23 protein-coding genes are annotated in these 26,985 nt (G+C 67.5%); 17 read left to right on the top strand and 6 right to left on the bottom strand.

Annotation, left to right across the window (positions count from 1 at the left end; all coding sequences use genetic code 11):
* The first annotated feature begins 380 nt into the window (after positions 1-380).
* From J2S53_RS10695 to pstB, 4 genes are all read left to right on the top strand, one after another.
* Positions 381-1,475 carry a phosphate ABC transporter substrate-binding protein PstS gene (locus tag J2S53_RS10695; protein ID WP_456240839.1) on the top strand — a complete coding sequence of 365 codons (1,095 nt, stop codon included), beginning with the start codon at positions 381-383 and terminating at the stop codon, positions 1,473-1,475.
* 115 nt (positions 1,476-1,590) lie between these two features.
* Positions 1,591-2,538, top strand: a complete 948-nt coding sequence (gene pstC, locus J2S53_RS10690) for a phosphate ABC transporter permease subunit PstC (protein ID WP_456240838.1) — start codon at positions 1,591-1,593, stop codon at positions 2,536-2,538.
* Complete coding sequence (pstA, locus tag J2S53_RS10685) at positions 2,538-3,626, top strand: phosphate ABC transporter permease PstA (protein WP_456240837.1); 1,089 nt, start codon at positions 2,538-2,540, stop codon at positions 3,624-3,626. Before pstC ends, pstA begins: the two co-directional genes overlap by 1 nt.
* Before the next feature lie 90 nt (positions 3,627-3,716).
* Positions 3,717-4,496 (top strand): phosphate ABC transporter ATP-binding protein PstB, encoded by a 780-nt coding sequence (pstB, locus tag J2S53_RS10680; protein WP_130468070.1) that lies wholly within the window; start codon positions 3,717-3,719, stop codon positions 4,494-4,496.
* A 141-nt stretch (positions 4,497-4,637) separates the two neighbouring features.
* Here the strand turns inward: pstB and J2S53_RS10675 are convergent, their stop codons facing one another.
* On the bottom strand, positions 4,638-6,113 hold the full coding sequence (locus tag J2S53_RS10675; protein WP_456240836.1) for an MFS transporter: 1,476 nt from the start codon (positions 6,111-6,113) through the stop codon (positions 4,638-4,640).
* 124 nt (positions 6,114-6,237) lie between these two features.
* On the opposite strand from J2S53_RS10675, the gene J2S53_RS10670 reads away from it, so the two are divergent.
* The 5 genes from J2S53_RS10670 to J2S53_RS10650 all read left to right on the top strand — a co-directional run bounded on the left by J2S53_RS10670 (position 6,238) and on the right by J2S53_RS10650 (position 10,894).
* On the top strand, positions 6,238-7,458 hold the full coding sequence (locus J2S53_RS10670; RefSeq protein WP_456240835.1) for a cytochrome P450: 1,221 nt from the start codon (positions 6,238-6,240) through the stop codon (positions 7,456-7,458).
* Between the two features lie 5 nt (positions 7,459-7,463).
* Positions 7,464-8,111: a TetR/AcrR family transcriptional regulator gene (locus tag J2S53_RS10665; protein WP_456240834.1), complete on the top strand. Its 648-nt coding sequence runs from the start codon at positions 7,464-7,466 to the stop codon at positions 8,109-8,111.
* Positions 8,112-8,173: 62 nt separating this feature from the next.
* On the top strand, positions 8,174-8,374 hold the full coding sequence (locus J2S53_RS10660; RefSeq protein WP_456240833.1) for a ferredoxin: 201 nt from the start codon (positions 8,174-8,176) through the stop codon (positions 8,372-8,374).
* A complete protein-coding gene (locus tag J2S53_RS10655) occupies positions 8,371-9,558 on the top strand; it encodes an NAD(P)/FAD-dependent oxidoreductase (protein ID WP_456240832.1) in 1,188 nt (395 codons plus the stop codon). Before J2S53_RS10660 ends, J2S53_RS10655 begins: the two co-directional genes overlap by 4 nt.
* A 94-nt stretch (positions 9,559-9,652) precedes the next feature.
* The gene (locus J2S53_RS10650; protein ID WP_456240831.1) at positions 9,653-10,894 is read left to right on the top strand and encodes a cytochrome P450; all 1,242 of its coding nucleotides are present in this window, start codon (positions 9,653-9,655) and stop codon (positions 10,892-10,894) included.
* A 202-nt stretch (positions 10,895-11,096) separates the two neighbouring features.
* On the opposite strand, the gene J2S53_RS10645 is transcribed toward J2S53_RS10650, so the two are convergent.
* Positions 11,097-11,759, bottom strand: coding sequence for a pentapeptide repeat-containing protein (locus J2S53_RS10645; RefSeq protein WP_456240830.1), 663 nt, complete (start codon positions 11,757-11,759; stop codon positions 11,097-11,099).
* 258 nt (positions 11,760-12,017) lie between these two features.
* On the opposite strand from J2S53_RS10645, the gene J2S53_RS10640 reads away from it, so the two are divergent.
* The 3 genes from J2S53_RS10640 (at position 12,018) to J2S53_RS10630 (ending at position 17,564) form a co-directional block, all read left to right on the top strand.
* Positions 12,018-15,593: a patatin-like protein gene (locus J2S53_RS10640; RefSeq protein ID WP_456240829.1), complete on the top strand. Its 3,576-nt coding sequence runs from the start codon at positions 12,018-12,020 to the stop codon at positions 15,591-15,593.
* Positions 15,594-15,674: 81 nt separating this feature from the next.
* Positions 15,675-16,715: a CPBP family intramembrane glutamic endopeptidase gene (locus J2S53_RS10635; RefSeq protein ID WP_456240828.1), complete on the top strand. Its 1,041-nt coding sequence runs from the start codon at positions 15,675-15,677 to the stop codon at positions 16,713-16,715.
* Positions 16,716-17,039: 324 nt separating this feature from the next.
* Positions 17,040-17,564 (top strand): general stress protein, encoded by a 525-nt coding sequence (locus tag J2S53_RS10630; protein ID WP_092922102.1) that lies wholly within the window; start codon positions 17,040-17,042, stop codon positions 17,562-17,564.
* 327 nt (positions 17,565-17,891) lie between these two features.
* On the opposite strand, the gene J2S53_RS10625 is transcribed toward J2S53_RS10630, so the two are convergent.
* From J2S53_RS10625 to J2S53_RS10615, 3 genes are all read right to left on the bottom strand, one after another.
* Positions 17,892-18,728, bottom strand: coding sequence for a CAP domain-containing protein (locus J2S53_RS10625; protein WP_456240827.1), 837 nt, complete (start codon positions 18,726-18,728; stop codon positions 17,892-17,894).
* Between the two features lie 953 nt (positions 18,729-19,681).
* Positions 19,682-20,767 (bottom strand): magnesium/cobalt transporter CorA, encoded by a 1,086-nt coding sequence (gene corA, locus J2S53_RS10620; RefSeq protein ID WP_456240826.1) that lies wholly within the window; start codon positions 20,765-20,767, stop codon positions 19,682-19,684.
* 569 nt (positions 20,768-21,336) lie between these two features.
* Entirely contained in the window at positions 21,337-21,765 is a 429-nt protein-coding gene (locus J2S53_RS10615) for an NUDIX hydrolase (protein ID WP_456240825.1), read from the bottom strand.
* Between the two features lie 145 nt (positions 21,766-21,910).
* Between J2S53_RS10615 and J2S53_RS10610 the strand changes: the two genes are divergently transcribed.
* The 5 genes from J2S53_RS10610 (at position 21,911) to J2S53_RS10590 (ending at position 25,239) form a co-directional block, all read left to right on the top strand.
* Positions 21,911-22,072: a hypothetical protein gene (locus J2S53_RS10610; protein ID WP_175530102.1), complete on the top strand. Its 162-nt coding sequence runs from the start codon at positions 21,911-21,913 to the stop codon at positions 22,070-22,072.
* A gap of 156 nt (positions 22,073-22,228) precedes the next feature.
* The gene (locus J2S53_RS10605) at positions 22,229-22,801 is read left to right on the top strand and encodes a PH domain-containing protein (RefSeq protein WP_092922096.1); all 573 of its coding nucleotides are present in this window, start codon (positions 22,229-22,231) and stop codon (positions 22,799-22,801) included.
* Positions 22,802-23,023: 222 nt separating this feature from the next.
* Positions 23,024-23,884, top strand: a complete 861-nt coding sequence (locus J2S53_RS10600; RefSeq protein ID WP_456242767.1) for a PHP domain-containing protein — start codon at positions 23,024-23,026, stop codon at positions 23,882-23,884.
* Between the two features lie 80 nt (positions 23,885-23,964).
* A complete protein-coding gene (locus J2S53_RS10595; RefSeq protein WP_456240824.1) occupies positions 23,965-24,798 on the top strand; it encodes a RecB family exonuclease in 834 nt (277 codons plus the stop codon).
* 3 nt (positions 24,799-24,801) lie between these two features.
* Positions 24,802-25,239, top strand: a complete 438-nt coding sequence (locus J2S53_RS10590) for a hypothetical protein (protein WP_245780187.1) — start codon at positions 24,802-24,804, stop codon at positions 25,237-25,239.
* Positions 25,240-25,694: 455 nt separating this feature from the next.
* On the opposite strand, the gene J2S53_RS10585 is transcribed toward J2S53_RS10590, so the two are convergent.
* Entirely contained in the window at positions 25,695-26,903 is a 1,209-nt protein-coding gene (locus tag J2S53_RS10585; protein WP_456240823.1) for an Rv3212 family protein, read from the bottom strand.
* Positions 26,904-26,985: the final 82 nt, after the last annotated feature.

Raw genomic sequence — 26,985 nt, 5'->3', positions numbered from 1 at the left:
GCACGGGTGCCGTTCCCCTGGCGGGCCGGTGTGTCGGTTCCCCTCCCTCCGGGACGCGGGTTTTTCGGCTCTCCCCAGGGTGCGTGCTTTCCGGTTTTCGGTTACGCTTTGTGTCGCGTCGAAAACAGCGTGTCTCGAAAAGGGGCCACCGTGCTGTCCGGATCGGGGTCGCGGAAAACCACTGGGTGCGGCGTTACCGCAGTTTTCGCTTCGTGGTTGTTTCGTGATTCATCCGTGATGAGCGATTTCTGTGGTTCGCTATTCCCCTGCTGTTCATCTGAGTTGATTCGGCACGTCACCTTTTCGCCCTAGTGTCACTCTCGCCAGTGCAGAAGACGGCCGGTGCCCATCGGCCGCAGCAGCGTGAAAAGGGGCTACCTGTGCAGCGCAGTATTGTCAGACGTACTGCCGCCGGTGCGGCGGCAGCAGCGCTGACCGTGGTTCTCGGAGCGTGCGGCGCCGCCAACGAGTCCTCGGGCAACTCGGACCAGGGGTCGGGGCTTTCCGGAACGCTCGACGGGGCGGGAGCCAGCTCCCAGGAGGCCGCACAGCAAGCCTGGCGCGCGGCCTTTTCCGAGCAGAATCCCGATCTGACGATCAATTATTCGCCGATCGGTTCCGGTGGTGGTCGGGAGCGTTTCGTCAACGGGGCGAGCGATTTCGGTGGCACCGACGCCGCGCTGGAGGGCGAGGAACTCGAGGGCGCCAAACAGCGTTGCGGCACCCTCGTCGAGGTACCGGTCTACGTTTCGCCGGTCGCCATCGCGTTCAATCTCGACGGCATCGACGAACTGAAACTGACCCCCGACACGATCGCCAAAATCTTCAACCAGAAGATCACCAAGTGGAACGCCGAGGCGATCCAGAAAACCAATCCGGACGCCGATCTTCCCGATCTGCCCATCACGCCGGTGAACCGTTCCGACGAGTCGGGCACGACGGAGAACTTCGTGGACTACCTGTCCACCGCCGCCCCGAACGCCTGGCCACACGAGGTCAGCGGTAACTGGCCGGTTTCCGGCGGCGAGGCCGCCAAGGGAACCTCCGGTGTGAAGAGCGCCATCGATGCCGGGCAGGGAACCATCGGTTACCTCGACGCCAGTCAGGCCGGTGACCTCGGCAATGTGGCGGTCGGTGTCGGTGAGGAGTTCGTCTCCTACTCGCCCGAGGCCGCCGCCAAGGTGCTGGAGGTCTCGGAGCGCAAGACCGGCCAGGGTGAGCACGTCTACGCCTACGACCTGGCGCGGGACACCACCGAATCCGGTACTTACCCGATCGTGCTGGTTTCCTACGGCATGGCCTGCGGCAGCTACGACGACGCGAACACCGGTGAGCTCGTCCGCAACTACTTCCAGTACGTCATCAGCGAGGAAGGGCAGCAGGCCGCCGCCGACGCTGCCGGCTCGGCCCCGATCTCGGCCGGACTGCGCGAGAAGCTGCAGCCCGCCATCGAGGCGATCGGCGCGAGCAGCTGAACCACGCCAACCACGGTTCCGGGGATCACCGCGAGGGTGACCCCGGAATCTTGGTCGTCGGCGATCGAGGAATTTTCGCCCGCCCCACCACAGGTCAACCCCGAAGGGATCGCTCGTGAGCAATACCGGGCAAGGTGCCGCGACCGCCCGTCGAGTACGTAAGCGGCCCGCCGACCAGGCGTTTCGTGGGATAACCACCGGTGCCGGTGTGCTGATCCTGGTGGTGCTGGCCGGAGTAGCGGCGTTCCTGCTGATCGAGGCATGGCCTTCCTTCGTGGCGCCCGCCGAGGAGATTCCGGGTGAAGGGGGACTCGTCCTCTACATCTGGCCGCTGGTGTTCGGCACGCTGCTGGCCTCCGTGCTGGCGCTGCTGATAGCCGCCCCCTCGGCGGTGCTCATCGCCCTGTTCATCACGCACTACGCGCCGCGCAAGCTCGCACAGTTCCTCGGCTACGTCGTGGATCTGCTCGCCGCGGTACCGAGCATCATCTACGGCCTGTGGGGATTCACCGTGCTGGCGCCCGCCACCCGGGGGCCCGCCGAATGGCTGCACGAGTACCTCGGTTTCGTCCCGCTGTTCGCCGGACCCCCCTCGACCACCGGCAGGACCATGCTCACCACGGCACTGGTGCTCGCGGTGATGATCCTTCCCATCGTCACGGCCGTGATCCGCGAGGCGTTCCTGCAGACCCCCAAACTGCACGAGGAGGCCTCGCTGGCGCTGGGAGCCACCAGGCTGGAGATGATCCGCATGGCGGTGCTGCCGTTCGGCAGCTCCAGCATCATCAGTGGCTCCATGCTCGGACTCGGGCGCGCGCTGGGGGAGACGATGGCGGTGGCGATCGTGCTCTCCGCCTCCGGCGGGGTCACGTTCAACCTGATCAGCTCCGGTAACCCGGCAACGATCGCCGCCAACATCGCCCTGGAGTTCCCTGAGTCCTCCGGTGTCGCCATCGACACCCTCATCGCGTCCGGCCTGGTGCTGTTCGCCATCACGCTGGTCGTGAACATGATCGCCCGCGCGGTCATCAACCGCCGCACCGACTTCTCCGGAGCCAGTTGATGAGCACCACCACTTCTCCGCCCACCCCAACGGAAAGCGTCGAACCGTCGAACGGGACGAAGTCGCTGGTTCGGGGCACCCTACCGAGATGGGCCTCCTGGGGCGTTCTCGGCGCGGCGGCCGTGCTCGCGGCCCTGATCGCCCGGCTGCTGGGTTTCGGTGTCGCCCCGTTCGTGCTGTTGACCGCGGTGCTCTACGCGGTCGGGATCTCCGGCTGGTCGCGTTGGATCGAAGGCGGCAGGAAAGCAACCGACCGTACGTTCACCGCCGTTGTCACCTCGGCGTTCCTGCTGGCGCTCACTCCGCTGGTCTCGGTGGTCGTCACCGTCATCTCGAAGGGGATGGAACGCTTCGACGGGCGGTTCTTCACCTATTCGATGCGCGGCGTGGTGGACGATGGCGGCGGCGCGTACCACGCGATCATGGGAACGCTGATCACCAGTGGTCTCGCCACGCTGATGTCGGTGCCGATCGGGTTGGCCACCGCGATCTACCTGGTGGAGTACGGTCACGGCAGGCTCGCCCGTGCGATCACCTTCTTCGTCGACGTGATGACCGGTATTCCCTCCATCGTCGCCGGCTTGTTCGCCTACGCGCTGTTCGCGCTCGTGTTCGGCCCGGGCACCGTCAACGGGTTCGCCGGTGCCGTCGCGTTGAGCGTGCTGATGATCCCGATCGTGGTGCGCTCCAGCGAGGAAATGCTCAAGATCGTTCCGGACGATCTGCGGGAGGCCGCCTTCGCGCTGGGTACTCCGAAGTGGAAGGTGATCCTGCGGATCGTGCTACCGACCGCCGTTGCCGGTATCAGCACCGGAGTCACCCTGGCCATCGCACGTGTGGTGGGGGAAACCGCGCCATTGCTCATCGCGACGGGTGCCACCGGCAGTACCAATCTCAACCCGTTCTCGGGGCAGATGGCGACCCTTTCGGTGTTCTCCTACTACGAGTACGCCAGCCCTGGGGTCCCGATCGATCCGTCGCTGGACCGCGCGTGGACGGCGGCGCTGACGCTCATGCTCATCGTGATGGTGCTCAATCTGGTGGCCCGATCGATATCGCTGTTGTTCGCACCGAAAGCGGGGCGCTGAGTCGCCACCGACGCGCCGCGAGGGCCGGTGGCGCGGCGAGCGGCCGCGCCGACGCTTATCCGCCGTGTTACTGATAGGAGCCGAGGGGCTATGGCAAAACGTATCGACGTCAAGGATCTGGACATCTATTATGGCTCCTTCCGGGCGGTGCGCAGCGTGTCCATGACGATCCAACCGCGCGCCGTGACCGCCCTGATCGGTCCTTCCGGCTGTGGCAAGTCGACCTACCTGCGGGCGTTGAACCGGATGCACGAGCTGATCCCGTCGGCCCGGGTGGAGGGAAAGGTCGTGATGGACGATCAGGACCTCTACGCACCGGGAATGGACCCCGTGGACGTGCGCAAGCACGTCGGCATGGTGTTCCAGCGTCCCAACCCGTTTCCCACCATGTCGATCTACGACAACGTCGCGGCGGGGCTGCGGCTGAACGACAAGCGGCTGCGCAAGTCCGAAACGGACGACGTGGTCGAGGAGTCGCTGCGCGGTGCCAACCTCTGGGAGGAGGTCAAGGACCGGCTGCGCAAGCCCGGATCCGGCCTGTCCGGTGGGCAGCAGCAGCGGTTGTGCATCGCGCGTGCCATCGCCGTGCGGCCGGACGTGCTGCTGATGGACGAGCCCTGCTCCGCGCTGGACCCCATCTCCACGCACGCCGTGGAGGATCTGATGGCCCAGCTCAAGGAGAACTACACGATCGTCATCGTCACGCACAACATGCAGCAGGCCGCCCGGGTCAGCAACTACACCGGTTTCTTCAACATCGCCGGGACCGGTCAGCCCGGCGAGCTGGTGGAGATCGACGAGACACCCACCATCTTCTCGACCCCTACGCACACGGCGACCGAGGAGTACATCTCCGGTCGGTTCGGTTGATCGAACCGTACCGATCACCTCGGCGGACGGTTCTTCGGCGCTCACGGCCCCGAAGAACCATCCGCCGCTCGGCCGGCACCCGCTCGGCGGCACCTGTTCGGCCGGTACCCAACGCGGTGAATCCCGTTCGGCGAACTCCGCTCAGGTCGTGGCCTCGCCGACGGGTGCCTTCTCCTCGGCCGCTCGCGTCCCCGAGCCTTCCGAGACCGAACGCTGCCTCGGCAGGAAGGCCGCGATGAGCAGAGCGACGAGGGCCGCGCCCGCGCCGATGCCCATCACCAGCCGGAACCCGGTCTGCGAGGGAAAGCTCACCGGTCCGAACGAGACGGTCATCTGGGCGAGGATCACGCCCGCGATAGCGCTGGCGCTCGAGGTGCCGATCGAGCGCATCAGGGTGTTGAGGCTGTTCGCGGCACCCGTCTCGGAGACCGGCACCGCGGCCATGATCAACGCGGGCATGGCGCCGTAGGCCAGTCCCACCCCGACACCGATCACGCTGGAGATCAGCACCAGGTGCCAGATGGCCGACATGAGCACGATGTTGAGCGCGTATCCGAACGCGACCACCACCGCGCCGACCATCAGGGTGACCTTCGGGCCGTGCAGCTTCGAGATCCGTGCGGAAACCGGCGCCATGGCCATCATCACCAGGCCGGACGGTGCCATGACCAGCCCCACGGCCACCATGCTCCGGCCCATGCCGTAACCGGCTGCCTCCGGCAGCTGCAACAGCTGCGGGATCACCAGCGACATCGCGAACATCGCGAAGCCGAATACCGTGGAAGCCAGGTTGGTCAGCAGCACCTGACGACGCGCGCTAACGCGCAGGTCCACCAGCGGTCGCGTGGATCGGGTCTCCCACAGGCCCCACAGCAGCAGCACGATCACGGCGGCGACGAACAGGCCGACCACAGGGCCGCTGCCCCAGCCCCAGTCGCCTCCCTTGGAGATCGGCAGCAGCAGACAGATCAGCCCGATCGAGAGCCCCAGCGCCCCGAGCAGGTCGAACCGCCCGCCGGTGCGTACCGAGGACTCGGGCACCACCGCTAGTACCACGAGGGCGGCCACGGCACCGAGCGCACCGGAGGTCCAGAACAGCACGTGCCAGTCGGTGTACTCGGCCAGGAACGCCGCGGCGGGCAGCCCGAGTGCGCCGCCGATCCCCAGCGAGGCGCTCATCAGGGCGATCGCCGAGCCGAGCCGTTCGGACGGCAGTTCGTCGCGCATGATGCTGATACCCAGCGGAATGACGCCCGCTGACAGCCCCTGCAGCGCACGCCCGACGATCATCGGTGTCAGCGAGTCGCTCAGCGCTGCGATCACGGAACCGACGGTCAGCGACACCAGGCTGGCCAGTAGTACTCGCCGCTTGCCGTACATGTCGCCCAGTCGTCCGGCGGACGGGGTGGCCACGGCGGAGCCGAGCAGCGTGACGGTGACCACCCAGGCGGTTCCCGTGGCCGGGGCGTCCAGCAGCCGGGGGAGTTCGGGAACCAGCGGGATCACCAGGGTCTGCATCAGCGAGACCACGATCCCGCCGAACGCCAGCACCACCACGACGAGGTTCGTCGGTGGTGCGGCGGCGCCCCGTTCGGGGGCGGTTTCGGCATGCGACACGGTTCGTCCTTTCGGTTCGTCGCGAGTGGGGTTACGAGAAAATATAAATCAATCGATTGACTTAAGTTAACATCTGCGGTTGACTGGTCGGCAACAGAGACACGAATCACCCGGAGGGAGCGCGATGCTCAACAGCGAGGGCGAGCGGACGCTGAGCTACCCGATTCCGAATCCGGCGCCGCTGGATCCACCGGAGGAGTGGGAGCGGCTCCGCGGTGGATGCCCGGTGGCGGGCGTGCGGCTGCCCAGCGGGGACGAGGCCAAGCTGGTGACCCGCTACGAGGACGTCAAGCAGGTGCTGTCCGATCCCCGGTTCACCCGCCAGCTCGACGCCGACGACGCGGCGCGGGTCGCCGACAACGAATCCGGGGGCGTTTTCAACACCTCGATGTCCTCCGCGCTGCCGCAGACCGGTGAGGGGCACCTGCGCTGGCGGCGGATGGTCGGCAAGTGGTTCACCGCCAAGCGCATGATGGCGCTGCGGCCGGGAATCGAGGAAATGGCCGAGCGACTCATCGACGAGATGGTCGAGCAGGGGCGGCCCGGGGACCTCAAGGCGAGCCTCGGCTTCCCGCTGCCGGTCTACGTGATCTGCGATCTGCTGGGCGTGCCCGCCGCCGACCGCGACAGGTTCTCCCACTGGTCGGACACGTTGCTGAACATGACCCGCTACGGCGAGCAGGAGATCGCCGCGGCGCAGCGCGAGTTCGTCGAGTACATGGCGGCCCACGTCGAGAGCAAGCGCGCCGAACCCGGTGACGATCTGATCAGCTCACTGCTCGTCGAGACGGACTCCGAAGGGAGGGGGATGTCGAACGAGGAGCTGGTGGCAACCGGTCAGGGACTGCTGGTCGCCGGACACGAGACCACGGCCAACATGATCGGCAAGATGGTTTCCATGCTGCTGGCCGACCGGCGGCGCTGGGAACGCCTGCTGGATGACCGATCGCTCGTACGCGGCACCGTCGAGGAGGCGCTGCGGTTCGACGCCAACCCGGGGTTCGGGATGCCCCGCTACATCACCGAGGAGTCCGAGATCGGTGACACCTCACTGCCCAGGGGGACTACCGTGGTGTGCAGCATGGCCTCGGCCAACCGCGACGAGTCCGTCTTCGAGGGCGCCGACGACATGGTGCTGGACCGCGGCCCCAACCCGCACCTGGCCTTCGGCGCGGGAGCGCACTCCTGCCTGGGGCAGTCGCTGGCCCGCACCGAGCTGCAAGGAGTGCTGGAGGTGCTGCTCCGCAGGCTTCCCTCGCTCGAACTCGCCGTTCCCGCCGAGGAACTGCGGCAGGTCGAAGGGCTGGTCGTCGGCGGGTTGCGTGAAGTGCCGGTGCGATGGTGAGAGCCATGACTGGCAGAACCGTACGGGAAGAACGCATCAACGCCACGCGGCAGGCGATCCTGCTCGCGGCGGAACGGCTGTTCGCCGAGCACGGCGTACTGGCCGTGTCCAACCGGCAGATCAGCGAGGCCGCAGAACAGGGCAACAACACCGCGGTCAGCTACCACTTCGGGGCCAAGGCGGACCTGGTCCGGGCCATCGTGCGCAAGCGCAACGAACCGGTCGAGGGGCTGCGCATCGAGTGGCTGAAGGAGATCGGCGACAGTCCGCGGGTCCGGGACTGGGTCACCTGCCTGGTGCGTCCCAGCGCCGACAACCTGGCGGCGCTGGACAGCCCTACCTGGTTCGCCAGGTTCAGCGCGCAGGTGATGACCGAGCCCTCGCTCCGGGACATCGCCGTCGAGGAGTCGCTGAGCTCTCCGGCCATGCACCGCATCCTCGACGGACTGCACCGGTGTCTTCCCGAACTGCCGGACGAGGTGCGGGCCGAGCGCTCCGACATGGCCAGGCAGCTGATCGTGCACACCTACGCCGAACGGGAACGTGCCCTCGCGGAGGGAACCCCCACCCCGCGGGCCAGCTGGCAGGAGGCGGCCACCGGACTGATCGACGCCATCACCGGACTGTGGTTGGCACACGTCACCGAGTCCTGAGCACCTGCCGGGCTCCACGGTCGCGCGGCGGGCGAGACCGATACGACGAGAAGGGAGTACCAGTGAAGATCGCTGTCGACGAGGAGAAGTGCTGCGGTGCCGGGCAGTGCGTGCTGCTCGCTCCGGAGGTGTTCGACCAGCGCGACGACGACGGGGTGGTGATCCTGCTGGACGAGCAGCCCCCCGAGAACCTGTACGGCCCGGTCCGGGAGGCCGCGGACGTCTGCCCGGCCGCCGCCATCGGAGTGAGCGAGGGCGCATGAGCGAGCCGAGCAGTGTGCTGGTGGTCGGTGCCTCGGCCGCCGGGCTCGCCACGGTGGAGTCCCTGCGACGCGGTGGATACTCGGGAACGGTCACGGTGGTGGGTGAAGAGGAACACGCACCCTATGACCGACCACCCCTGTCCAAACAGGTTCTCTCCGGCAGTTGGGATCCCGAGCGCAGCAGGCTGCGCACGGAGTCCGCGCTGGTCGAAACCGGTGCCGAGTTCGTCCTCGCCGACCCGGCGGTCCGGCTGGACCCGGCCGACCGCACCGTCCACACCGCATCCGGTCGTACGCTGCGCGCCGAGGCCGTCGTGCTCGCCACGGGACTTCGGCCGAAGCGGCTGCCCGGTTGGGACGCGGCGGGTGTTCACGTGCTGCGCACTCTCGACGACTCACTGCGGCTGCGGGCAGAGCTGCCGCGGGCGCGAGGAGTCGTGGTCGTCGGCGACGGCGTGCTCGGATCGGAGATCGCCGCCACCGCCCGCGGCACGGACTCGGACGTCACCCTGGTGGGGCCGCAGGCCGCACCCATGACCGACCAGCTCGGTCCGCGTGTCGCCGGGATGCTGGGCGAGCTGCACGCCGAACGGGGCGTTCGACTCCGGCCGCGTGCCGGTGTCGAGGCGCTGGAGGCGGACCACGGCCGGGTGACGGCGGTTCGGCTGGAAACCGGCGAGACGCTGTCCGCCGACGCCGTGGTGGTGGCGATCGGCGCCGCCCCCGCCACGGACTGGCTCGCCGACAGCGGACTTCGACTCGACGACGGGGTGGTGTGCGACTCGCGTTGCCGCGCGGCGGCGGGAATCTACGCGGTCGGTGACGTGGCGCGCTGGCACCACGAGGGACTCGACGAGTCGATGCGGCTGGAGAACCGGACCAACGCCACCGAACAGGCCGCTGCCGTGGCCCGCAATCTGCTCGGTGCCGATCGTCCCTACGCGCCGGTTCCGCACTTCTGGACCGACCAGTTCGACGCCAAGATCCAGGTGCACGGCGTGCCGCACGCCGAATCCGAAGTGACCGTCGTGGAGGGCGATCCGGCCGAGCGCCGTTTCGTCGTGCGCTACACCAGGCAGGGAACTCCGGTCGCCGTGCTCGGCTGGAACAGGCCCAAACAGGTCCGTGCGCATCGCCAGCAGGTCGTCGACACCTTCGGCGTGCCCGCCCTCGAACCGAACTGATCGTGCACACCCCGTTCGCACCGTAAGGACGGAGCGGGGCTCCGTGCCGCCCCACCGCCGGGAATCCGTGTCCCGGATCTCATTGGAGGAATTGATGACCAGCACGTTGGATTCGGCCGACCAGCACGCGGCCGAGGTTCCCGAATACCCCATGAACAGGGCCGAGGGATGCCCGTTCGATCCGCCGCCGCACCTGCGGACCATGCAGCGGGAGGCTCCGTTGCGTCGGGTCCGGTTGTGGGACGGCAGCACACCCTGGCTGGTGACCCGTTACGACGAGCAGCGGAGCCTGCTGGCCGATTCCAGGATCAGTTCCGACCCGACCAACCCCGGCTATCCGGCTCCGGCACCGATCAGCGACGAGCACAGCGAGGGGTCCCCCGTCAGCTTCATCCTGATGGACGATCCCGAGCACGCGCGGCTGCGCCGCATGGTCACGGCCCCCTTCACCATCAAACGGGTGGAGGCGATGCGCCCGTTCGTGCAGCGGATCGTCGACGAGCGGATCGACGAGATGCTGACCGCCGACGAACCGGTGGACCTGGTGGAGGCCTTCGCGCTGCCGGTCCCGTCACTGGTGATCTGCGAGTTGCTCGGTGTGCCCTACTCCGGCCACGATTTCTTCCAGCGCAACAGCAAGGTCATCGTCCACCGTGACTCGACCACCGAGCAGCGCTCCGCCGCCCTCGACACACTGGCCGAGTACCTGGACGGGCTGGTGGGCGAAAAACTCACCGATCCGGGGGAGGACCTGCTCTCCGACCTGGCGGCGCGCGTCGAGTCCGGCGAGCTGCCGCGGCGGGAGGCCTCCCGCATGGGTGTGCTGCTGCTGATCGCCGGGCACGAGACCACCGCGAACATGATCGCCCTCGGCACGCTGGCCCTGCTGGAGAGCCCCGAGCAGCTGGCGGAGCTGCGCGAGCGCAGCGACGAATCCGAACTGGTCGCCTCGACCGTGGAGGAGTTGCTGCGCTACCTGCACATCACCCACAACGGTCGGCGTCGGGTGGCCCTGGAGGACATCGAGATCGCCGGTGAGGTCATCCGTGCCGGTGAAGGGGTGATCGTGCCCAACGACATCGGCAACCGCGATCCCGACGCCTTCGCCGAGCCCGACCGACTCGACATCCGGCGCGACGCCCGGCACCACATGGCTTTCGGGTTCGGGGTTCACCAGTGCCTGGGGCAGCCACTGGCCCGGATGGAGCTGCGGGTCGTCTACAGCACGCTCTACCGGCGGATCCCCACCCTCCGGTTGGCCACCGATCGGGAGAACATCCCGTTCAAACACGACGGTTCGGTCTACGGAGTATACGAGCTGCCGGTAACCTGGTGAGCCACTCCGATCGCCGCCCCCGGCCGTGCCCCGAGCTTGTCGTTGTCCCGCTCGGGGCGGTCACCCCGCGGCGGCGTCGATTTCTCGCGAAATCGTCGCGCCGCTAGGACGTGGTGCCGAACTCCCACCACTCACGCGGTCGGCACCGACACCTCCAGGTAAACCGAGCGGGCATCCGAGTCCCGTTGTGGCTCCCCGCGTCTCAGTCCCGGATCCGCAGCCCGACCTCGGTGGCCAGCAGCACCGCCGCCGAGGCGGCCTGGTCCACCGAGATCCGCGCCCCGCGCATCCGGGACAGCCCACGCGTGTTGTCCAGCGTCGATCCGCGCAGGTCGCAGCCGTTCGCACCGCTGGGATCGAACTCGGCGTCGTCCAACGCGCAATTCCGGAGAACCACGTTCGACAGATCGCCGGTGAACACGGTCTCGCGCAAGTCGCACTCGTCGAACACGAGCAGACCCTTGACTTTGTTCACGTGGATCATCGCGTAGTCGAACCGGCACTCCGCGGCGTAGACGTCCAGCGCCGATTCCAACGAGATTCGCAGTCCGACGGCCCGGCTGCGTTCGAACTCGACCCGTCTCGCGTGAACCGCCTGCCACGAGGCGTTGGACAGATCCGTGTTGCCGAACCGGATGTCGGAAAGCACCAGCCGTGCGAACCGGGATCCGGAAAGGTCGGTGTCGCGGACCAGCGCACGCGCCAGCTGTCCGCTCCCCTCGGCACCGGCGCACTCGCCGGAGGAAACCCTGATCTCCTCCTCCTCGAACTCGCCCCGGAACGTCACGTCCTTCGTCTCGAGGTGTTCTACGTCGAACTCGGGACGTCGCATCCGTCGCTCGTCCGACAGCTCGCGAAACTCCACGGCAGGATGCTATTAGGGCTTCCGCCGCCCGGTTTCCCCGGCGCTCGCTCGGCGGGGCCGCTCATGGCTCTCGCCGTGGCCGTCCCCGGACTCGGGCAGCGCCGCACACCTCGTCGGGCCGTCCTCACGAAGTCACCGTGGTTGGCGGAAACGGCGGAACACGCCATGCTCGGTTCGGCAGTTCCCGCCGGCGCCTTCCGGGGGTAGATTTCGGGAGGTGCCAATCAATCGGCCGGTCGATCGAGAGGCGAGTCCGAAGTGTCCAGTGGTGAACCCAACTCGCATTCCTCGCGGCAGTTGCGACTCGCACTGGCGTTGCGTGGTGGCGCCAGCATGGCTGTCTGGATCGGGGGAGCGGTAGCCGAGATCGATCGGTTGCGCCGCTGGGCCCCGGTGGAAAGCGCCGGAGCGAAGCGGGCGGAGGAGCACCACCCCTGGGCCGAGCTGGCCGAGCTGGCCGGTTACGAGTCCGTCGAGGTGGACGTGCTCGCCGGTACTTCGGCGGGAGGTCTCAACGCGACACTGCTCTCGGCATCGTTGGTCTACGGCATGCCGTTCACGACCACGCGCCGCGCCTGGATCCGCCTGGCCGACCTGGAGGCGATGGCCCGCACGGTTCCCCGGCCCTGGCAGCCCAAACCGGAATCGCTGCTGGAGGGCGACGAGTACTTCCGTTCGGAGCTGACCGATCTGCTCACCGAGCAGATCGGCCGCGAACGGCGGACCGAACCGGTCGAACGCGTCGAGCTCCTGCTGACAGCGACACTGCTGGATCCGGTGGCCGAGCGGCATTTCGACGCGGTGGGCAGTGAGTTCGGCAAAGCACGCAGACGAGCGATGTTCCGGTTCCGGCACCGCGGGCGACCGGGCGAACCGCTCAGCGACTTCGGTCCGGCCGAGCGGGCCCGAGCCACCGCGCGGCTGCTCGCACAGGCCGCCAGAGCCACCTCCTCGTTCCCGATGGCCTTCGAACCCGCCGTGTTCCGCGCCGACGATTCCGGCGACACGCCGGGACACCGGAACGGTGATTCCCGGGACGGTTCGGTGCCCAATCTGTACGGCCGGTTCTCCGAGATCGCCGCCTCCGAGGAGCAGCGTTTCCGGGTGATCGACGGTGGAGTGCTGGACAACATCCCCGTCACCGCGGCGGTCGATGCCATCCGGCGCGTCGAGGCCGACGCGCCGACCGAACGCTGGTTGCTCTACCTCAATCCGGAGCCGGACTCGCCCGGTGCCGAGACCCGTGGCGAACGGTTCGCCCGAGCCGTCACCGCGACGGCGCTGCGGGCGAAACTCGGTCAGGAGAGTCTGCTGACCGACATCGACAGCATCGGCAGGCACAACGACTCGGTACGCCGGGCCGTCGGCCGCAGGGACGCCGTGCTCACTGAGCTCGCCGTGACACCGCGATCCCGCCGCGCTCGCTTGCTCGGCGACCGGGTGCGGGCGGTTTCCGCCGAGTACGCCTCACGGCTCGCCGAGACCCGGGCCTTCCGGGTGCACGAGCTGCTCACCGCCCCCGAGGACACCACCGGCACCCCGTTGCTGGACCCGATCCCGAAACAGCCGCTGCTGGAGTGGCCCGCCACCGCGTGCACCGGGCTGCGCGATCGACTGACCGAGCAGTACCGCTCGCGCGCCCTGCGGCGTCCCGGTGAGGTCTTCGACGACGTGCGCACGCTGCTGTCCGCCGTGGACGAATGCCTGCGCTGGGTCCGCGAACTGGAGGCGCACCGGCGGTCCCCGCGGATCGCCGCCGTGAAGGCTTCGCTGTACCGACTGCGCACCGTCGCCGAGACCGTGTGCGGGCACACCGACCGTTGCTGGATCCACGCGGCCGGTACCGAACCCGTTTTCGTGCGGGCCGAGCTGGACGGCTGGATCGAGTGCGTGCTCGATCGGCACCACAGGTTGCAGCACACGCTGCCCTCCCCGGTGGGGGCGCTGCTCGCGCCGCTGCTGGACAGCGTCCTCGACGAGAGGGGGCTCGACGAGCGGAACCCCGATGGCGGGAGTGCCGAGCCCGGGGAGCACGGCGAGGGGAACCTCGACACCGCCTCGCTCGACAGTGGGGCCGAGCTCGGCTCGCTGTTTCGGCATCGACTGGCGGAGTTCAACGCCGAACTGTCCGCCATAGTGAACTCCTCGGGCGTGGAAGCCGCCGAGAACGACGTCGGCGTGGACGCGGTCGCCGAGAGCTGGGTCACCCTGGAGCGCCTGGTGGGTGACCTGGTGGCGGCCCTCTCCCCGGGCGATCTCGTCGAGATCGACGGGGTGACGCGCTCGCTGCTCGAACTCGCCGCCGACGTCGACCCGATGCGGCTGCTCCGCGACCTGGTCGTACTCACCACGCCCATGCAGGTCGACACCGGCGCGGATTCACACATCCTGCTGCACCGCCTGGCGGGTGACAACTCGAGCCCGTTGCCGTTCACCGCGTTACGTGACTCGGCGGGCGAGATCCCGCTGGCGGACAAAGTGCGCGGCTCCGGTCTGGGCAACTTCGGTGCCTTCCTGTCCGCCAAGTGGCGTGCCAACGACTGGATGTGGGGCAGGCTGGACGCGGTGGCCGGTCTGGTCCCCATGCTGATCGAACCGGACCGATTGGTCCGGCACAACGAGCAGTTGGGAGCCGACGGTCTGGGGGACGCGCTGCGGCGAATCCTCAGCCGGCCGACCGAGGCGGAGCTGGGAGAACTCGACGAGACCAGCGCGAGAAAGTGGCACGAGTTCCTCGCCGAGCGCTGGGCGGAGCACTCCGGCGCGGTGCGGACCGAGCTCGAGGCCCTGTTCGCCAACCCCACCGACGAGCATCCGCTGACCGTGACCCGCCGTGCGGTGGTGGAGCGGTTGCAGTGGACGGTTGCCGCCGAGGAGATCCCGTTCGTGGCCGCCGTCGACTCCGGGGCCGACCCGAACGCGGGCGACGCCCGGGCGGTGCGGGACCCCAAACTGCTGGACCAGCAGGTACGTGCCTACGACGTGGGCAAACAGCGTCCGAGTGACCTGGAAGAACGGCGGATGGCTTCCCTGTCCACCCGTTGCGCGCTGCTCGCCCACCGAGCGCTGCTGCCTGGCTGGCGGGGGTTCCGCCGGTCCCTCGCCACCGCGAGCATGATCGTTCTCAAACCGCTCTCGATGCTGCTCGCCTTCGCGCTCGCCGCTCCCCGACGGGCCGCGCTCGGCACGGCGCTGAGCGGCACGGCCGTCGCGTTGACCGAATTCATGCGTTCCCCGGTGGTCGACTCCCTGTCCAGTGGCGAGCTGTCCAATGACGAGTCATCCTCGAAAGGCACGAACGAGTTCGCGTTCATCACGATGCGCGAGGCACAACGGATCGAGGAACTCCAAACCTGGCGCTGGCTGCACGTGGTCGAGATGTCCGACTCGTGGCCCGGGGCGGTGGGTTGGATCGCCGCGCTGCTCGCGGTGGTCGCCGCGCTGCGCTGGGGATGGTTGAAGACCTCCGGTACAGCCGCCCTCACCCGAGCGTTGTCCGGGCTGGCGGCAGCCGGTCTGCTGGCCGCCGTCGGCTGCTGGTTGTTCGGTCTCGGAGTGCGGTTGGGACCGTTGGGGCTGACGCTGGTCGGGGCCGCGGTCACCTGGTACGCCGCCTTCGCCCTGCGCACGGCCGGCAGAGTGGGTGCCACTGTGCTCAGTGCGGTGGTCCCCGGCCTGCTGCTGATTCCCGCGCTGCTGCAGAACTGGTCGGTTTCGTTCTGGCTCCTGGCCGCGCTGTTCCTCACGGCCTGGGGGCAGACGATGTTGTTGAGCATCGCCGATGTGCTCGAACCGCGACCGCGTGGTTCGCTGGACACACCCTCGCGTACCTGACCAGGGGGAGGCGCTGGGCTGAGAGTGCCGCCCTCGCGCGTCGTCATGGGATGGTGAACCGAGTTCTCCTAGGATGCTGTTGTGTCCGACCCCGCTGCTTACCCCTCCCACAACAGTGGTGACGCCCGACCGGTGTCCCCACGACGCCCTCCGCCGAAGCCAGGCTTTCCGGCCCAGGTGCCGGAGGGAACGCCCTTCCACCTGCTCGCGCGCAACTCGGCCCATCGCTGGTGGCGCCCCGTCGTGGCGCTGCTGGTGTTGCTCGGCCTGACCCTGGCGGCCTCGGTGTTGGCCGCCGTGCTGCTGGTCGGGATGATCGTTTTCGCCGGGCCGTTGGGGACGCTTAACATCGTGCTGCCCCCGGGGCATCTCGTGGAAGTGCTCTCGTCGCCGTTGCCGACGCTGTTCCTGAGCTTCGCCGTGCTGATCGCGCTCATCCCTCCGGTGGCGCTGACGGCACGATGGGTGCAGCGGCGTGGCTTCGGCAGCGTGGTCGGGGTCCTCGGAACGCCCCGGGTTCGCTGGTTCGGCGAGACGATGCTCTGGGCGCTGCTGGTGTTCGGCGTGCTGTTCGCCGTGATCATCACACTGCAGCTGATGTCCGGGGCGCCGATGCCCGCTTTCCCCGGTTGGCGACGCTATCTGGCGGTGGCGCTGCTGGCCGTGCTCGTGGTGCCGGCGCAGAGTGCCGCGGAGGAACTGTTCTTCCGCGGTCTGCTGCTGCAGACGCTGACTGCCTGGTTCCGCACCCCCTGGCCGGGGATTCTGCTGTCCTCGCTGGTGTTTCTGCTGGGCCACGGCTACACCGACCCGCTCGTGTGGGTCGAGCTCTTCCTGATGGCCACGATCATGTGCTGGCTGAGCATCCGCACCGGAGGTCTGGAGGCGGCGGTGGCCATGCACACCGCCAACAACGCGCTGAGTCTGCTCATCGCCGGACTGAGCGGGGTTCCCAGTATCGAGCAGTCGGGGGACTACCCGGTGATCCAGGTGATTCCGGTGATCGTCGCGGTGCTGCTCTTCGCCTGGGTGGTCGACCGCCGAGCGGCACGTCGTGGAGTCGGGACCGTGGTCGGCGGCCGGGCTCGGATCGATCCGGTCAGCCTCGCGCCGCGTCACTGATCCGTTCGGGGCTCTCACGGTCCCGTACCGTCCCGCTCGCATCGGGGGCCATATCCAGGGGTTGGCCATGTCAGGGGCCGGCCGATTCATTACCGATCGTTCCCGAACGGCGGGGAGATCATCATGGACGCTGCCCGCCGCGGCGGGCGAGGTAGACTGGTGGTGAAGGGACATTCGGCAGGTTTCGGGCCGCGCCGCGATGCGAATCCGGCTCGTACGAGCCGGGAGCAACGTGGTCCGGTCACCGGAGCAACCGGTTGTGCCTCGTGAACAACACTGACGACGCTCCTGCGCGGGACGTCGGTCTCTACGGAGGTGTCTACGGTGAGCAGCCTGTTTCCCGGCTCCGCCCGGTCGGCTCCGGGGCTTCCCAGCTTGCCCACGCCGCCGACCGGTTGGCCGATAGGTTCCTACGGCACGTACGAGGAGGCGCAGCGTGCCGTCGATCACCTCGCCGACAACAATTTTCCGGTGCAGGAAGTAACGATCGTCGGGGTCGACCTCATGCTGGTCGAACGTGTCACGGGACGGCTGAACTGGGCAAGGGTGCTCGGCAGCGGAGCGCTCTCCGGGGGTTGGTTCGGACTGTTCATCGGGTTGGTGATCAGTATCCTGACGGTGCAGGACCCCTGGTTCGGTCCGGTGCTGGTGGTGCTGGCGGCGGGGATCGTTTTCGGTATGGTCTCGGCCGCGATCACGTACGCCTCCATGCGCGGTCGCCGTGACTTCTCCTCGTCCAGTCAGGTCGTGGCCGGACGGTACGACGTACTGAGTCAACCCAGCCACGCCGAACAGGCCCGGGACATGTTGGCTCGACTCGCCATGGGTGGCCAGGCTTCGCAGCAGTGACCCACCTACTCGACGTCGGGCCCTCGCCGGAGCGAGAGCCCGCGAGAGGTTCCGTCACGGAAACGAGTACGAGAACCGGGTCGACGAAGTACTACTACCGACTGGGCGCGAGTTTCGCACAGCTGTCGGGGAGCCGGCGGATGTGTCGGCGCGGCAGTCGACACATCCGTAGCTTCTTCCGCCGGGGCGACACTCGGCGGTCCGCCGCCTCCCGGTTCCCGCGAGGAGCCGGTCCTTGATCGTGCCGGGGTATCGGAGTGCCGGGGTATCGGAGTGCCGGGTTATCGGAGTGCTGGGACACCGGACCGAGGGCATGCCGGACCGATGTCATTCCGTTGAGTCGGTCTTACCGAACATCTGGGTCCAGTAGTGGGTCCACCTGCTTTCCCGATCGCTGGCGTATCCCACACCGAGTTCGGTGAACGAGCAGTTGAGGATGTTCTGCCGGTGTTCCGGGCTGTTCAGCCACTGCCGGAACGTCTTCACCGCGTCGGCGTTGCCCGCCGCCACGTTCTCTCCCACGTAGACCGAGGGATAGCCGGCTCGGTTGGCACGATTGATGTGATCGGCACCGTCGGCGCTCCGGTGACCGAGATAGTCCTGCCGGGCCATCTGTGCGCTGTGCCGCTCCGCGGCATCGTTCAGCGTCTCGTTCAACCGCAGGTCCGGACAATCGGCCCGGCCGCGCGCCTCGTTGGTCAACCGGAGTATCCGTTCGGCCTTGCTGAGACGGTCCGCCTCACCGGGCTCGGCAGTATCGTCTGGTTTGGTAGTGTTCCCGGGCCGCTCGACCTCGCCGGAAGAGTCGGCCTCGCCGGACGAACCCGGCTCGTCGGGCCTGCCGGTCTCACTCGGCTCGTGGGAGCTCCCGGTCTCGTCGGGCCGTTCATTCCCGCTCGTGCTCTCGGTTGTTCCGGCAGCGGCGGACTCACCGGTACCGTTCGGTCGTTCGAGCTGGTCGATCTCGTGTGGATCGTAGAGCTCGTCGTCGCTGTCGGTCCTGTCGGTCCGCTCCGGCTCGGCGACCTCCTTGGTGTGGGCGATCTCCTCGGCCTGTTTGGTTGTTTCGGCGTCGTGTTGCTCGGCCGGGGCCAACTGCCACGCACCGAGCAGCAGTGTCAGTGGTGCGGCGGCGAGCAACAACCGTGGCGGTGTCCTGACCATATACAACTTCCGTCGTTCACCTGTGCTGACAACGGAATTTGTACCGCATCCGGACGCACATACGTACTCAATCGGCTCCGCCGGGGGATAACCGACGCCGTATTTTCACCCGTCGGGGGAATGGTTGCCTTCCCGGACCGGCATACACGCGAGGCGTGTTCGCACAGCTCGGCGAGCAGCCGGACCGGCGGAGCAGCGGCTCCCTCGCGGGGTTCGCGTTTCCGCGGAATTCTTCGGCGGTGTAGTCGTGGTTCACACCGGAACGCGTCCCCGAGGAAGTTTCAGAGTTGACTCGCGATGATCACGAACAGCGTGAGAATCCAGCCGTTGATCAGCGTGAACAACAGGGCGAGTTTGTTGGTGACCAGACGGGGCATGACGGTACTCCCATTGTGCAGATCGAAACGATTTCCGCGCCCGGTATGAACCGCCGGACGAACGGGATTCGCCGCACGATGTGGCCCGTGGTGTCTCCCGGATGAATCAGTACGTCACGGATTCCCCGCGCGCGGATGTGGGAGTCACGTGCCACATCGCGCCGGGTTTTCGTTCGTGCCGGACGTTTCGCCGCTCTCGTGGCCCGAACGAAGTCGCTGCCCGCGCCGTCGCCGGCCGTGTCGGTTCCGAGATCCGTCCACACCGGATGTGTCGCACGATTCCCTCCCAACCACGATCTTCGAGTCCGTGGAACTCCACGGAACGGTTTCCCCGGGTCAGCGGCGATCCCCTCGACTCGCCGCACGCGGTGCCGTCCGCCCGGAGCCGGCGGCACCACCACTCGTCCGATACGAGCCGTCCGGGGTCTTTCAGCGGAGTACCCACCGGTGAATTACCCGCCCGCGGTCGTTCGGCGTGGCTTTCCGTATTCGCCGGCCGGGCCCGATCGGCCCCGCCCTCCGGGATTGGCCCCGCCCGGTGTGTCGTTGTCGATTCGCGATTCGTTACCGCACTGGTCACAGCCAGTTGTTCTTGCGGAATATCTTGAACAGCACCACGCAGCACACCATCATCACCAGCAGTGTCACGGGATAGCCGAACGCCCAATTCGTCTCCGGCATTCTGTCGAAGTTCATCCCGTATATGCCGGCGATCATGGTGGGGGTGGAGATGATCGCCACCCACGCGGAGATCTTGCGCATGTCGGTGTTCTGCTGCAGCGTGATCTTGGCGAGTGTCGCGTCGACCAGGGTCGTCAGCAGCTCGTCGAAGGATGCCACCCGTTCCGAGACGGTGGCGAGGTGGTCCTCGACGTCGCGGAAGTAGGACCGAACCTGATCGGCGACGTGCGGGGTGTACCCGCCCGCGAGCCGTTGCAGCGGCTGCGAAAGCGGCATGACCGCACGACGCAGTTGCATGACCTCGCGCTTCATCAGATAGATCTGTTCCGCGTCGACACTGGTGCGCGGTGCGAAGACCTCGGTCTCGATCGAATCGATGTCGTCCTGGATCGACTCGGTGACCTCGAGGTAGCTGTCCACCACGTGGTCCGCGATACCGTGCACCACGGCCGACGGCCCCAGTGCCAACTGCTCGGGTGACTCTTCGAGCTCCGTCCGCACCCGGGTGAGCGCGGCCTGGCTGCCGTGTCGCACGGTGATCACGAAGTCCCGGCCGAGGAAGATCATGAGCTCGCCGCTCTTGACGATCTCGCTGTTGGTCGCCCTGGCTCGGTCCGGTACGTACCGCACCGTTTTGAGCACCATGAACAGTGTCTCGTCGTAGCGTTCCAGTTTGGGGCGCTGGTGCGCGTGCACCGCGTCCTCCACGGCGAGCTCGTGCAGCCCGAAGGTGTCCGCGACTCCGTTGATGCGATCCTGCTCCGGCTCGTGCAGTCCGATCCAGACGAAGCCGTTCCGCCTGCTGCGGACCTCGGCCATCGCGTCCTCGTAGGACCATTCCCCGGGCAATCGCTTGCCCTCGACATAAACGGCGCAGTCCACGACAGAGGCTGGGCGAGCCGTGACGGCCGAGACGTTTCGGGAACCGCGTTCACCGCGGCTGACGCGGTTACGCAACCCCAGATTGGGCAGACTTGGCACGGTGGACCTCCGGGCGGGATTTCGTGGCTGTTCCGTGACACCCGGATCCGGTGTCACGTCTGCGCATCCCCGCCCGTTCCGGTTGATCACCGGAGTCGGCCCGGTGGATCACCCGCGAACCGCGGCACGCCCCGAGCCGTGCCGACCGAATCGCTCGGCGGGGATGCGGCCGATACTGCACGGCAGTGCGCTGTCCGCACTGCTTGAGCCGCCGGCAGCGTCTGGCACGTATCCTCACCTCCGTTCGGCTCGACTACGAGTCCTGGGTCGGTGGCCGACCACCCGTGCATCCTACTCGCCGGTCGGCGGAGTGCCCGAACCGGTGTGCTCCGCGTGTTCACTTGACCGCCGGGCGCACAACCGCTTCGGGCGGAGCGACGGTTCGACGGTGGTTCTCCCGGTTCCCGCCCGTATTGCATAGTGCGACAACCCGTCTTTTCGAGTGAGATTTGGAGGTTTCAGGGACGGGTGTCGATCAATGTGGTTACCCCCGTTGCTGGGCCGTGGTCGACAACATGTGTGCGCCAGCATCGCAACGTCCCCCGATAAGGGGTTTCTCAGGATTCGGGTCAGGCTTCGCGGGGCAGGCAGTTCCACTGCTCCAGCAGCTCCGCCAGTCCCTCGGTGAGCGCATCGGACCGGTGCAGTGTGGCGAATGTCGCATGATCCGTCCACATCGCATCACTGGCGTCGTCACCTGGGATGATGTTCGATTCTGTCACACGACAGGAGTAGTCGACTATGTCGTACGTGTAGTGTGATCCCGCTCGCGTAAGTCGTCCCACCGCCGGGCCGATCTTCACCGACAGCCCCGTCTCCTCCGCGAGCTCACGCCGCAGGGCCGCCTCGTCGTCCTCGCTCTCCTCGACCTTGCCGCCTGGAAGCGACCATTTCCCCTGACCAGGATCGTTGGCTCGTTTGATCAACAACAACCGGCCGTGCCGATCGTGCACCACCGCCCCCACGCAGCGGATCACCACGTTCCCGAAGTCCGTCATGGACACACAGGGTAGTGAATTCGATGCCGGTTCCCGCCCACTGACCCAAGTGCGCTAAAAACCTGCCGTACAGGCGATGAGTGCGGTACAACGGATCAGCAGGTGCCAGCACTAATACAGGTCAGATCAGACGGGGTGCGTGACAGTGAACATCAAGAAGATCCTCACCTGGGCCGGGATCGCGTTCCTGCTGTTTTTCCTCATCTCCGCGCCGAACGAGGCCAGTGATGTCGTCGACGGCATCCTCGACAGCCTGCGTCAGTCCGCGGAGGCGGTGATCACGTTCATGCGCAATCTGTTCCGCTGAGTGAGACGTTCTTCTCCGGGCGGGGCATCGACCGAACGGCCACGCGACCGGTGAAGAGCCGCACAAGGGCACAGCCCGGCTCGGGGCCGTGACTGGCACTGTGAACACCGTGATCGGTCCCGGGCGGGAAAGTCGAACCACGCGAGGGTGGTGGCTATGTTCGCACCACGGGATCCGGACGAGTACCTGCTGGAGACCGAGCGACGGGTTATCAGAGTGCGCAGGCACTGGGCCTGTCTCGTGTGGGACATCTTCGAGGCCGCCGGCTTGCTCGCGGGCTTCATGATGATCTCCTACCTGTTCCCCGGAGAGAACTGGCTGCTGCAGAACATCCTGTGGTACGCGGGTCTCTTCGTGCTGCTGCGATTCATCTACCAGGTGCTGGACTGGTACGTGGAGCGCATCGTGGTAACGGACAAACGATTCATGATCACCGAAGGCATCCTGATGACCTCGGTGCAGATGATGCCCGTGACCAAGGTCACCGATCTGACCTATTCCCGTAGCGTTCCCGGCCGGGTGTTCGGATACGGCACGCTGATCGTGGAGTCCGCCGGACAGATTCAGGCCCTCAACCGCATCGAGTACCTGCCCAACCCGGAAGAGGTGTTCGACGCGATCTCCTCGCTCGTGTTCGGCGAGAAGAAGGCGCAGCAGGATCGGTTCTCGATGCTCAAGGCCCGGCGTGCCGCCGTCGGCAGGGGAAGGACCAAGGTCAAGACCGAGTAGCGCGGAACACCGGGTGGTCCCTTCGGGGCTCCGCTGAGCCGGTTTCCGGGGGCGACGGACGTCTCGCCCCCGCGGCCGGGCTCGACAGCACGGCCGACGCTCCAACAGTCCGAACCGTTCCGGCGCGACGTTGCCGCTCCCGCTTTCGGTCCGGGAGAGTGATCGGACGGCCCGTGTCGAACGGAACCCGTATCGGTCACACTGGGGGACGTGCGAATCGACATGCACGTCCACTCCAGTGAATCCGACGGCACCGACACGCCCGCCGGTGTCGTGCGAACGGCGGTGGCGGCGGGACTGGACGTCGTTGCCCTGACCGATCACGACACCTCGGCGGGTTGGGCGGAAGCCGAGCAGGCGGTGCGCGAGTCCTACTCACCGGCGCTGCGACTGGTGCCCGGAGCGGAGCTCTCCTGCGAGAGTTCCGACGGGCGGGGCGGTACCGTCACCGTTCATCTGCTGGCATATCTGTTCGACCCCGATTCTCCCGCATTGCGGGACGAGCAGCTGCGATTGCGGGCGGAGCGTCGCGGACGCCTCGAACAGATGGCCCGGCGCATGGCCGACGACGGGTTCCCGGTCGATCCCGAGGCGCTGATGGCGGGGCTGCCGCCGGACTCACCGGGAGGGCGCCCCCACCTGGCGCGGGCGCTCGTCGAGGGGGGCACCGTAAGCACCGTCAGCGAGGCCTTCGACAGGTACCTGGGTACCCACGCGCCCTACTACATGCCACGCACCGACACACCGGTCGAACGCGCCATCCGCATGATCGCCGATGCGGGCGGCACCACCGTGCTGGCACACCCCTTCGCGGTCACCCGGGGGCAGACGGTCACCGCCGAAGTGATCACCGAACTCGCGGGCCACGGCCTGCGTGGTGTGGAGGTCGAGCACCCCGACCACGACGAACCGGCCAGGCACCGGCTGCGCGAGCTCGTCGCCGAACTCGATCTGGTTCCCACCGGGGGCAGCGACTACCACGGTACGAACAAGAACATCCGGATAGGCAGCGAGAACACCCCGACCGACTCGCTGGACCGACTGCTCGGCGACTGCACCGGAAGCAAGATCATCGGCCAGTAGCACTTCGTCGATCCACTTTCCCCGCCGGCACGCGACCCGTCCAGCTCGTGGCGGCGGAGCGGCTGCGTAGTGTGGAACTCGTGCAGGAGCAACTCGCTTTCGACGGGATTCCGGAACGGCTCGTGCGGGTCACGCCTGCCAAGCTGACCACTTGGTCGTCCTGCCCCCGGCGGTACCGGTTCAACTACGTGGACCGTCCCCAACCGCCGCGGGGACCCGCGATGGCGCACACCACGCTGGGGGCGGTGCTGCACAACGCGCTGCGTGCCTACTACGAGCTGCCCTCCGAACAACGCACGGCCACCCGCCTGCGCGAGCTGATCAACCGGTACTGGAAATCCGACGGATTCTCCGGAGCGGAACAGTCGGCGGATTACCTGGCACGAGCCCTGGACTGGCTGAGCGACTACGTCGAGCGGGACCACGCCCGCGGGGAGCCCGTGGGAGTCGAGAAGTGGGTCAGCGCTACGGTCGGTACGATCATCGTGCAGGGGCGAGTGGATCGCATCGACGAGCGCGACGGTGAACTGGTGATCGTCGACTACAAGGCGGGCAGGAAGCCTCCCGACGTCGACGCCGCGCGGAACTCGTTACCGCTCGCGCTGTACGCCCTGGCGACCCAGCGCATGCTGCACGCACCCTGCCCGCAGGTCGAGTTGCACCACCTCCGAACCTCGGAGATCGTGACATGGCGACACACCGCCGACTCGCTGGCCGAACACCGGCAACGAGCCGAACGGCTGGCCCGCGAATCCCGTGACGCGGCCACGTCGATCGCGGAAGGGGCCGATCCGGACCGGGTCTTTCCGGCACGGCCAGGTGCGCAGTGCGCGGGGTGTGAGTTCCGGCGGCATTGTCCGGAGGGAACGCGTGCCGTTCCCGAAACAGATCCCTGGGCCCTGCTGGGGGAGTGAATCGTGCGACCGACCGGAGCCGACGAGGACGGAGCGATGCGGGCATCGGCTGACCGAGGTGCCGACGAAGTGACCACACGCCCGCGAATCGCCGCCGGACGCTACCGGGAGAACGCGGACCGAGCGACGGACGCCTTCCACATCGTCGACGGAGCCCGCCGACCAGGAGCTGTCGGCAGGGCGTTCCGTGGTTTGACGGGAGCGCTGACCGCTGGGCTGCTAGTGCTCGCGGTCGCTCTCGTCGGCGTGCAGCTCTGGGGGAGTGGCCTGGGAGGGGTCGGCCCCGGATGGCGGATGCTGTTGGGGCACGGTCTGGCCTCCGTCGCCGCGTTGCTGCTGCAGTTCGCGGCCGACAGGGGGAGCCGACCGGTGGCGGGGTGGTGCTCCCTCGCGGCCATGCTGGTAGTGCTCGGGACCCTCACCTACTGGTGGTGGCTTTAGAACCCGCGGTACGGCTTGCCGGGGTGGTTGCGTAGCCGGCACATGAGTCGGCGCCTTGCGGCGTTGGGCCGGCTCTTGAGTAGCGACCTACGCGGCGAGCGGCCCGGCCTCGCAATGCATCCGACTCACGCACCGGAGACACCCGCGCTGCTTACGCGGCATGATGGGAAGTCTGCGGCTTGGTTCACGTAACTGGCCGCTTGGCGGAACCTCTGGCACGGCTCTCGCTGCGGGTCCGGCGACATCGGGTAGTTACACACAACGTCTCCGGCGTCCTCGCGAGAGCCGCACGGGAGAACCCGCGGCGGTGCGGGGGCGAGGGTGCTCGGAGTTCGGCCCGCGTGAGTGGCTGGAGTTCGCCCTGCGGGTGTGGTGGGGGTTCGGCTCCGCGTCACAGCGGCGCGGCGATTTCGCGAGAAATTGACGGCGGCGTTGCCGCGCCGAAGAGCATGGCGTCATCGGTAGGCGAAGACGGTGTCCCCGCGCTGTTCCAACACCACGTTTCCCACGGTCGCGACCCGGACAGGGGCCGTCGTGCTCTTCCGCTCGATCGGGATCTCGCCGAGTTTCTCACCCGTAGCGGAGTCGTGCACCGCCATACCACCCTCTATCGGGACCAGTCGATCGTCGGCCATCGCGGCGGGAGTTCCCAGGGTCTCGCGCACGGTCCAGCGCGGGCGCAGCGTGCTCTCGTCGAGCGCTATCGTATCCCGACCGGTGTACCAGTAGGTTCCCGCCGAACCCGAGGTCGCTTCCACCTGTACGGCAGACCCCCGATCCGGGGTGGCGCCGAGACGGACGTCGTAACTCGCGCGGCGCTTTCCCGACATGTCGTAGATCACCAGCGTCGCGCTGTCCCGCAGCACCACGGCGACCCGCTCCCGGTTCACCGCCACCACGCCCGCCCGCTCACCGCCGAGCAGGGTGGTCATCACTTCCTCGGGCTGTTCGCCGTCCTCGGGATTGGCCCTGAGCACGGTCAACCGGTCCCTGGCCGAACCCGCGCACTCGGCGATGACCGCGACCCTGCGATCGCCGACCGCCGTTGCCGAGTAATCGCAGTTCGGGCGGCTCAGGTTGTTGTCGGGGTTCTTGATGTCGGTGGGGGTGCCGTACTGCTGTGTACGGACCATGTCCGAGCGCCACGTCTCGAACAGTCGCTGTCCGGTGGCGGTCACGTAGCTTCCGTCGGACAGCAGCCGGGTTCCGAAGCCCACGTCGGAGTTGCGTTGCGGACCGCGTTCACCGTCGGAACCGTGCAGTGTGGTCACGGCACTGCAGTGGTCAGCCGTGCGGTAAACCGCGATCACGTTACCCCATTCGGACCCCACGGTGCACAGTTCCCGCTCCCGGCTGTAACGCCACCGGATCTCACCGGTTGTGGGGTCACGGCCAACCACCGCACCGTCGTCCCCCGTCACCACGGCCGGTCCCGCGACCACGGGGTGAGGGGTCGCCGAACTCGGCGACCGCCATACCTGGTTCAGCTCCTCCGGCACGGTTCTCGCGCTCGGCAGCGGTTCGATCGGTCGGTCGGCGGTGTGCAGCTCGGTCGCGCGGGCCGAGCTGAACCACCAGAGCGTTCCGGCGCCGCTCAGTACCGCGACGGTGAGCAACAGCGACACGGCGATGTCGCTCTTCGTGCGCCGTTCGGGCCGTACCACGTCGCTCCCGGTTGCTCGCTGCTACGACAGTTCCGTCCCCTCGAGACTAGTAGGACGTCGCCGGTTCGGTTCTCGCGGTGCA

It is taken from the genome of Actinopolyspora lacussalsi, from assembly GCA_030803735.1.
Classification (GTDB): domain Bacteria; phylum Actinomycetota; class Actinomycetes; order Mycobacteriales; family Pseudonocardiaceae; genus Actinopolyspora; species Actinopolyspora lacussalsi.
The sequence above is the reverse complement of the archived record's forward strand: the minus strand, read 5'-3'. Positions and strand labels throughout refer to the sequence as shown.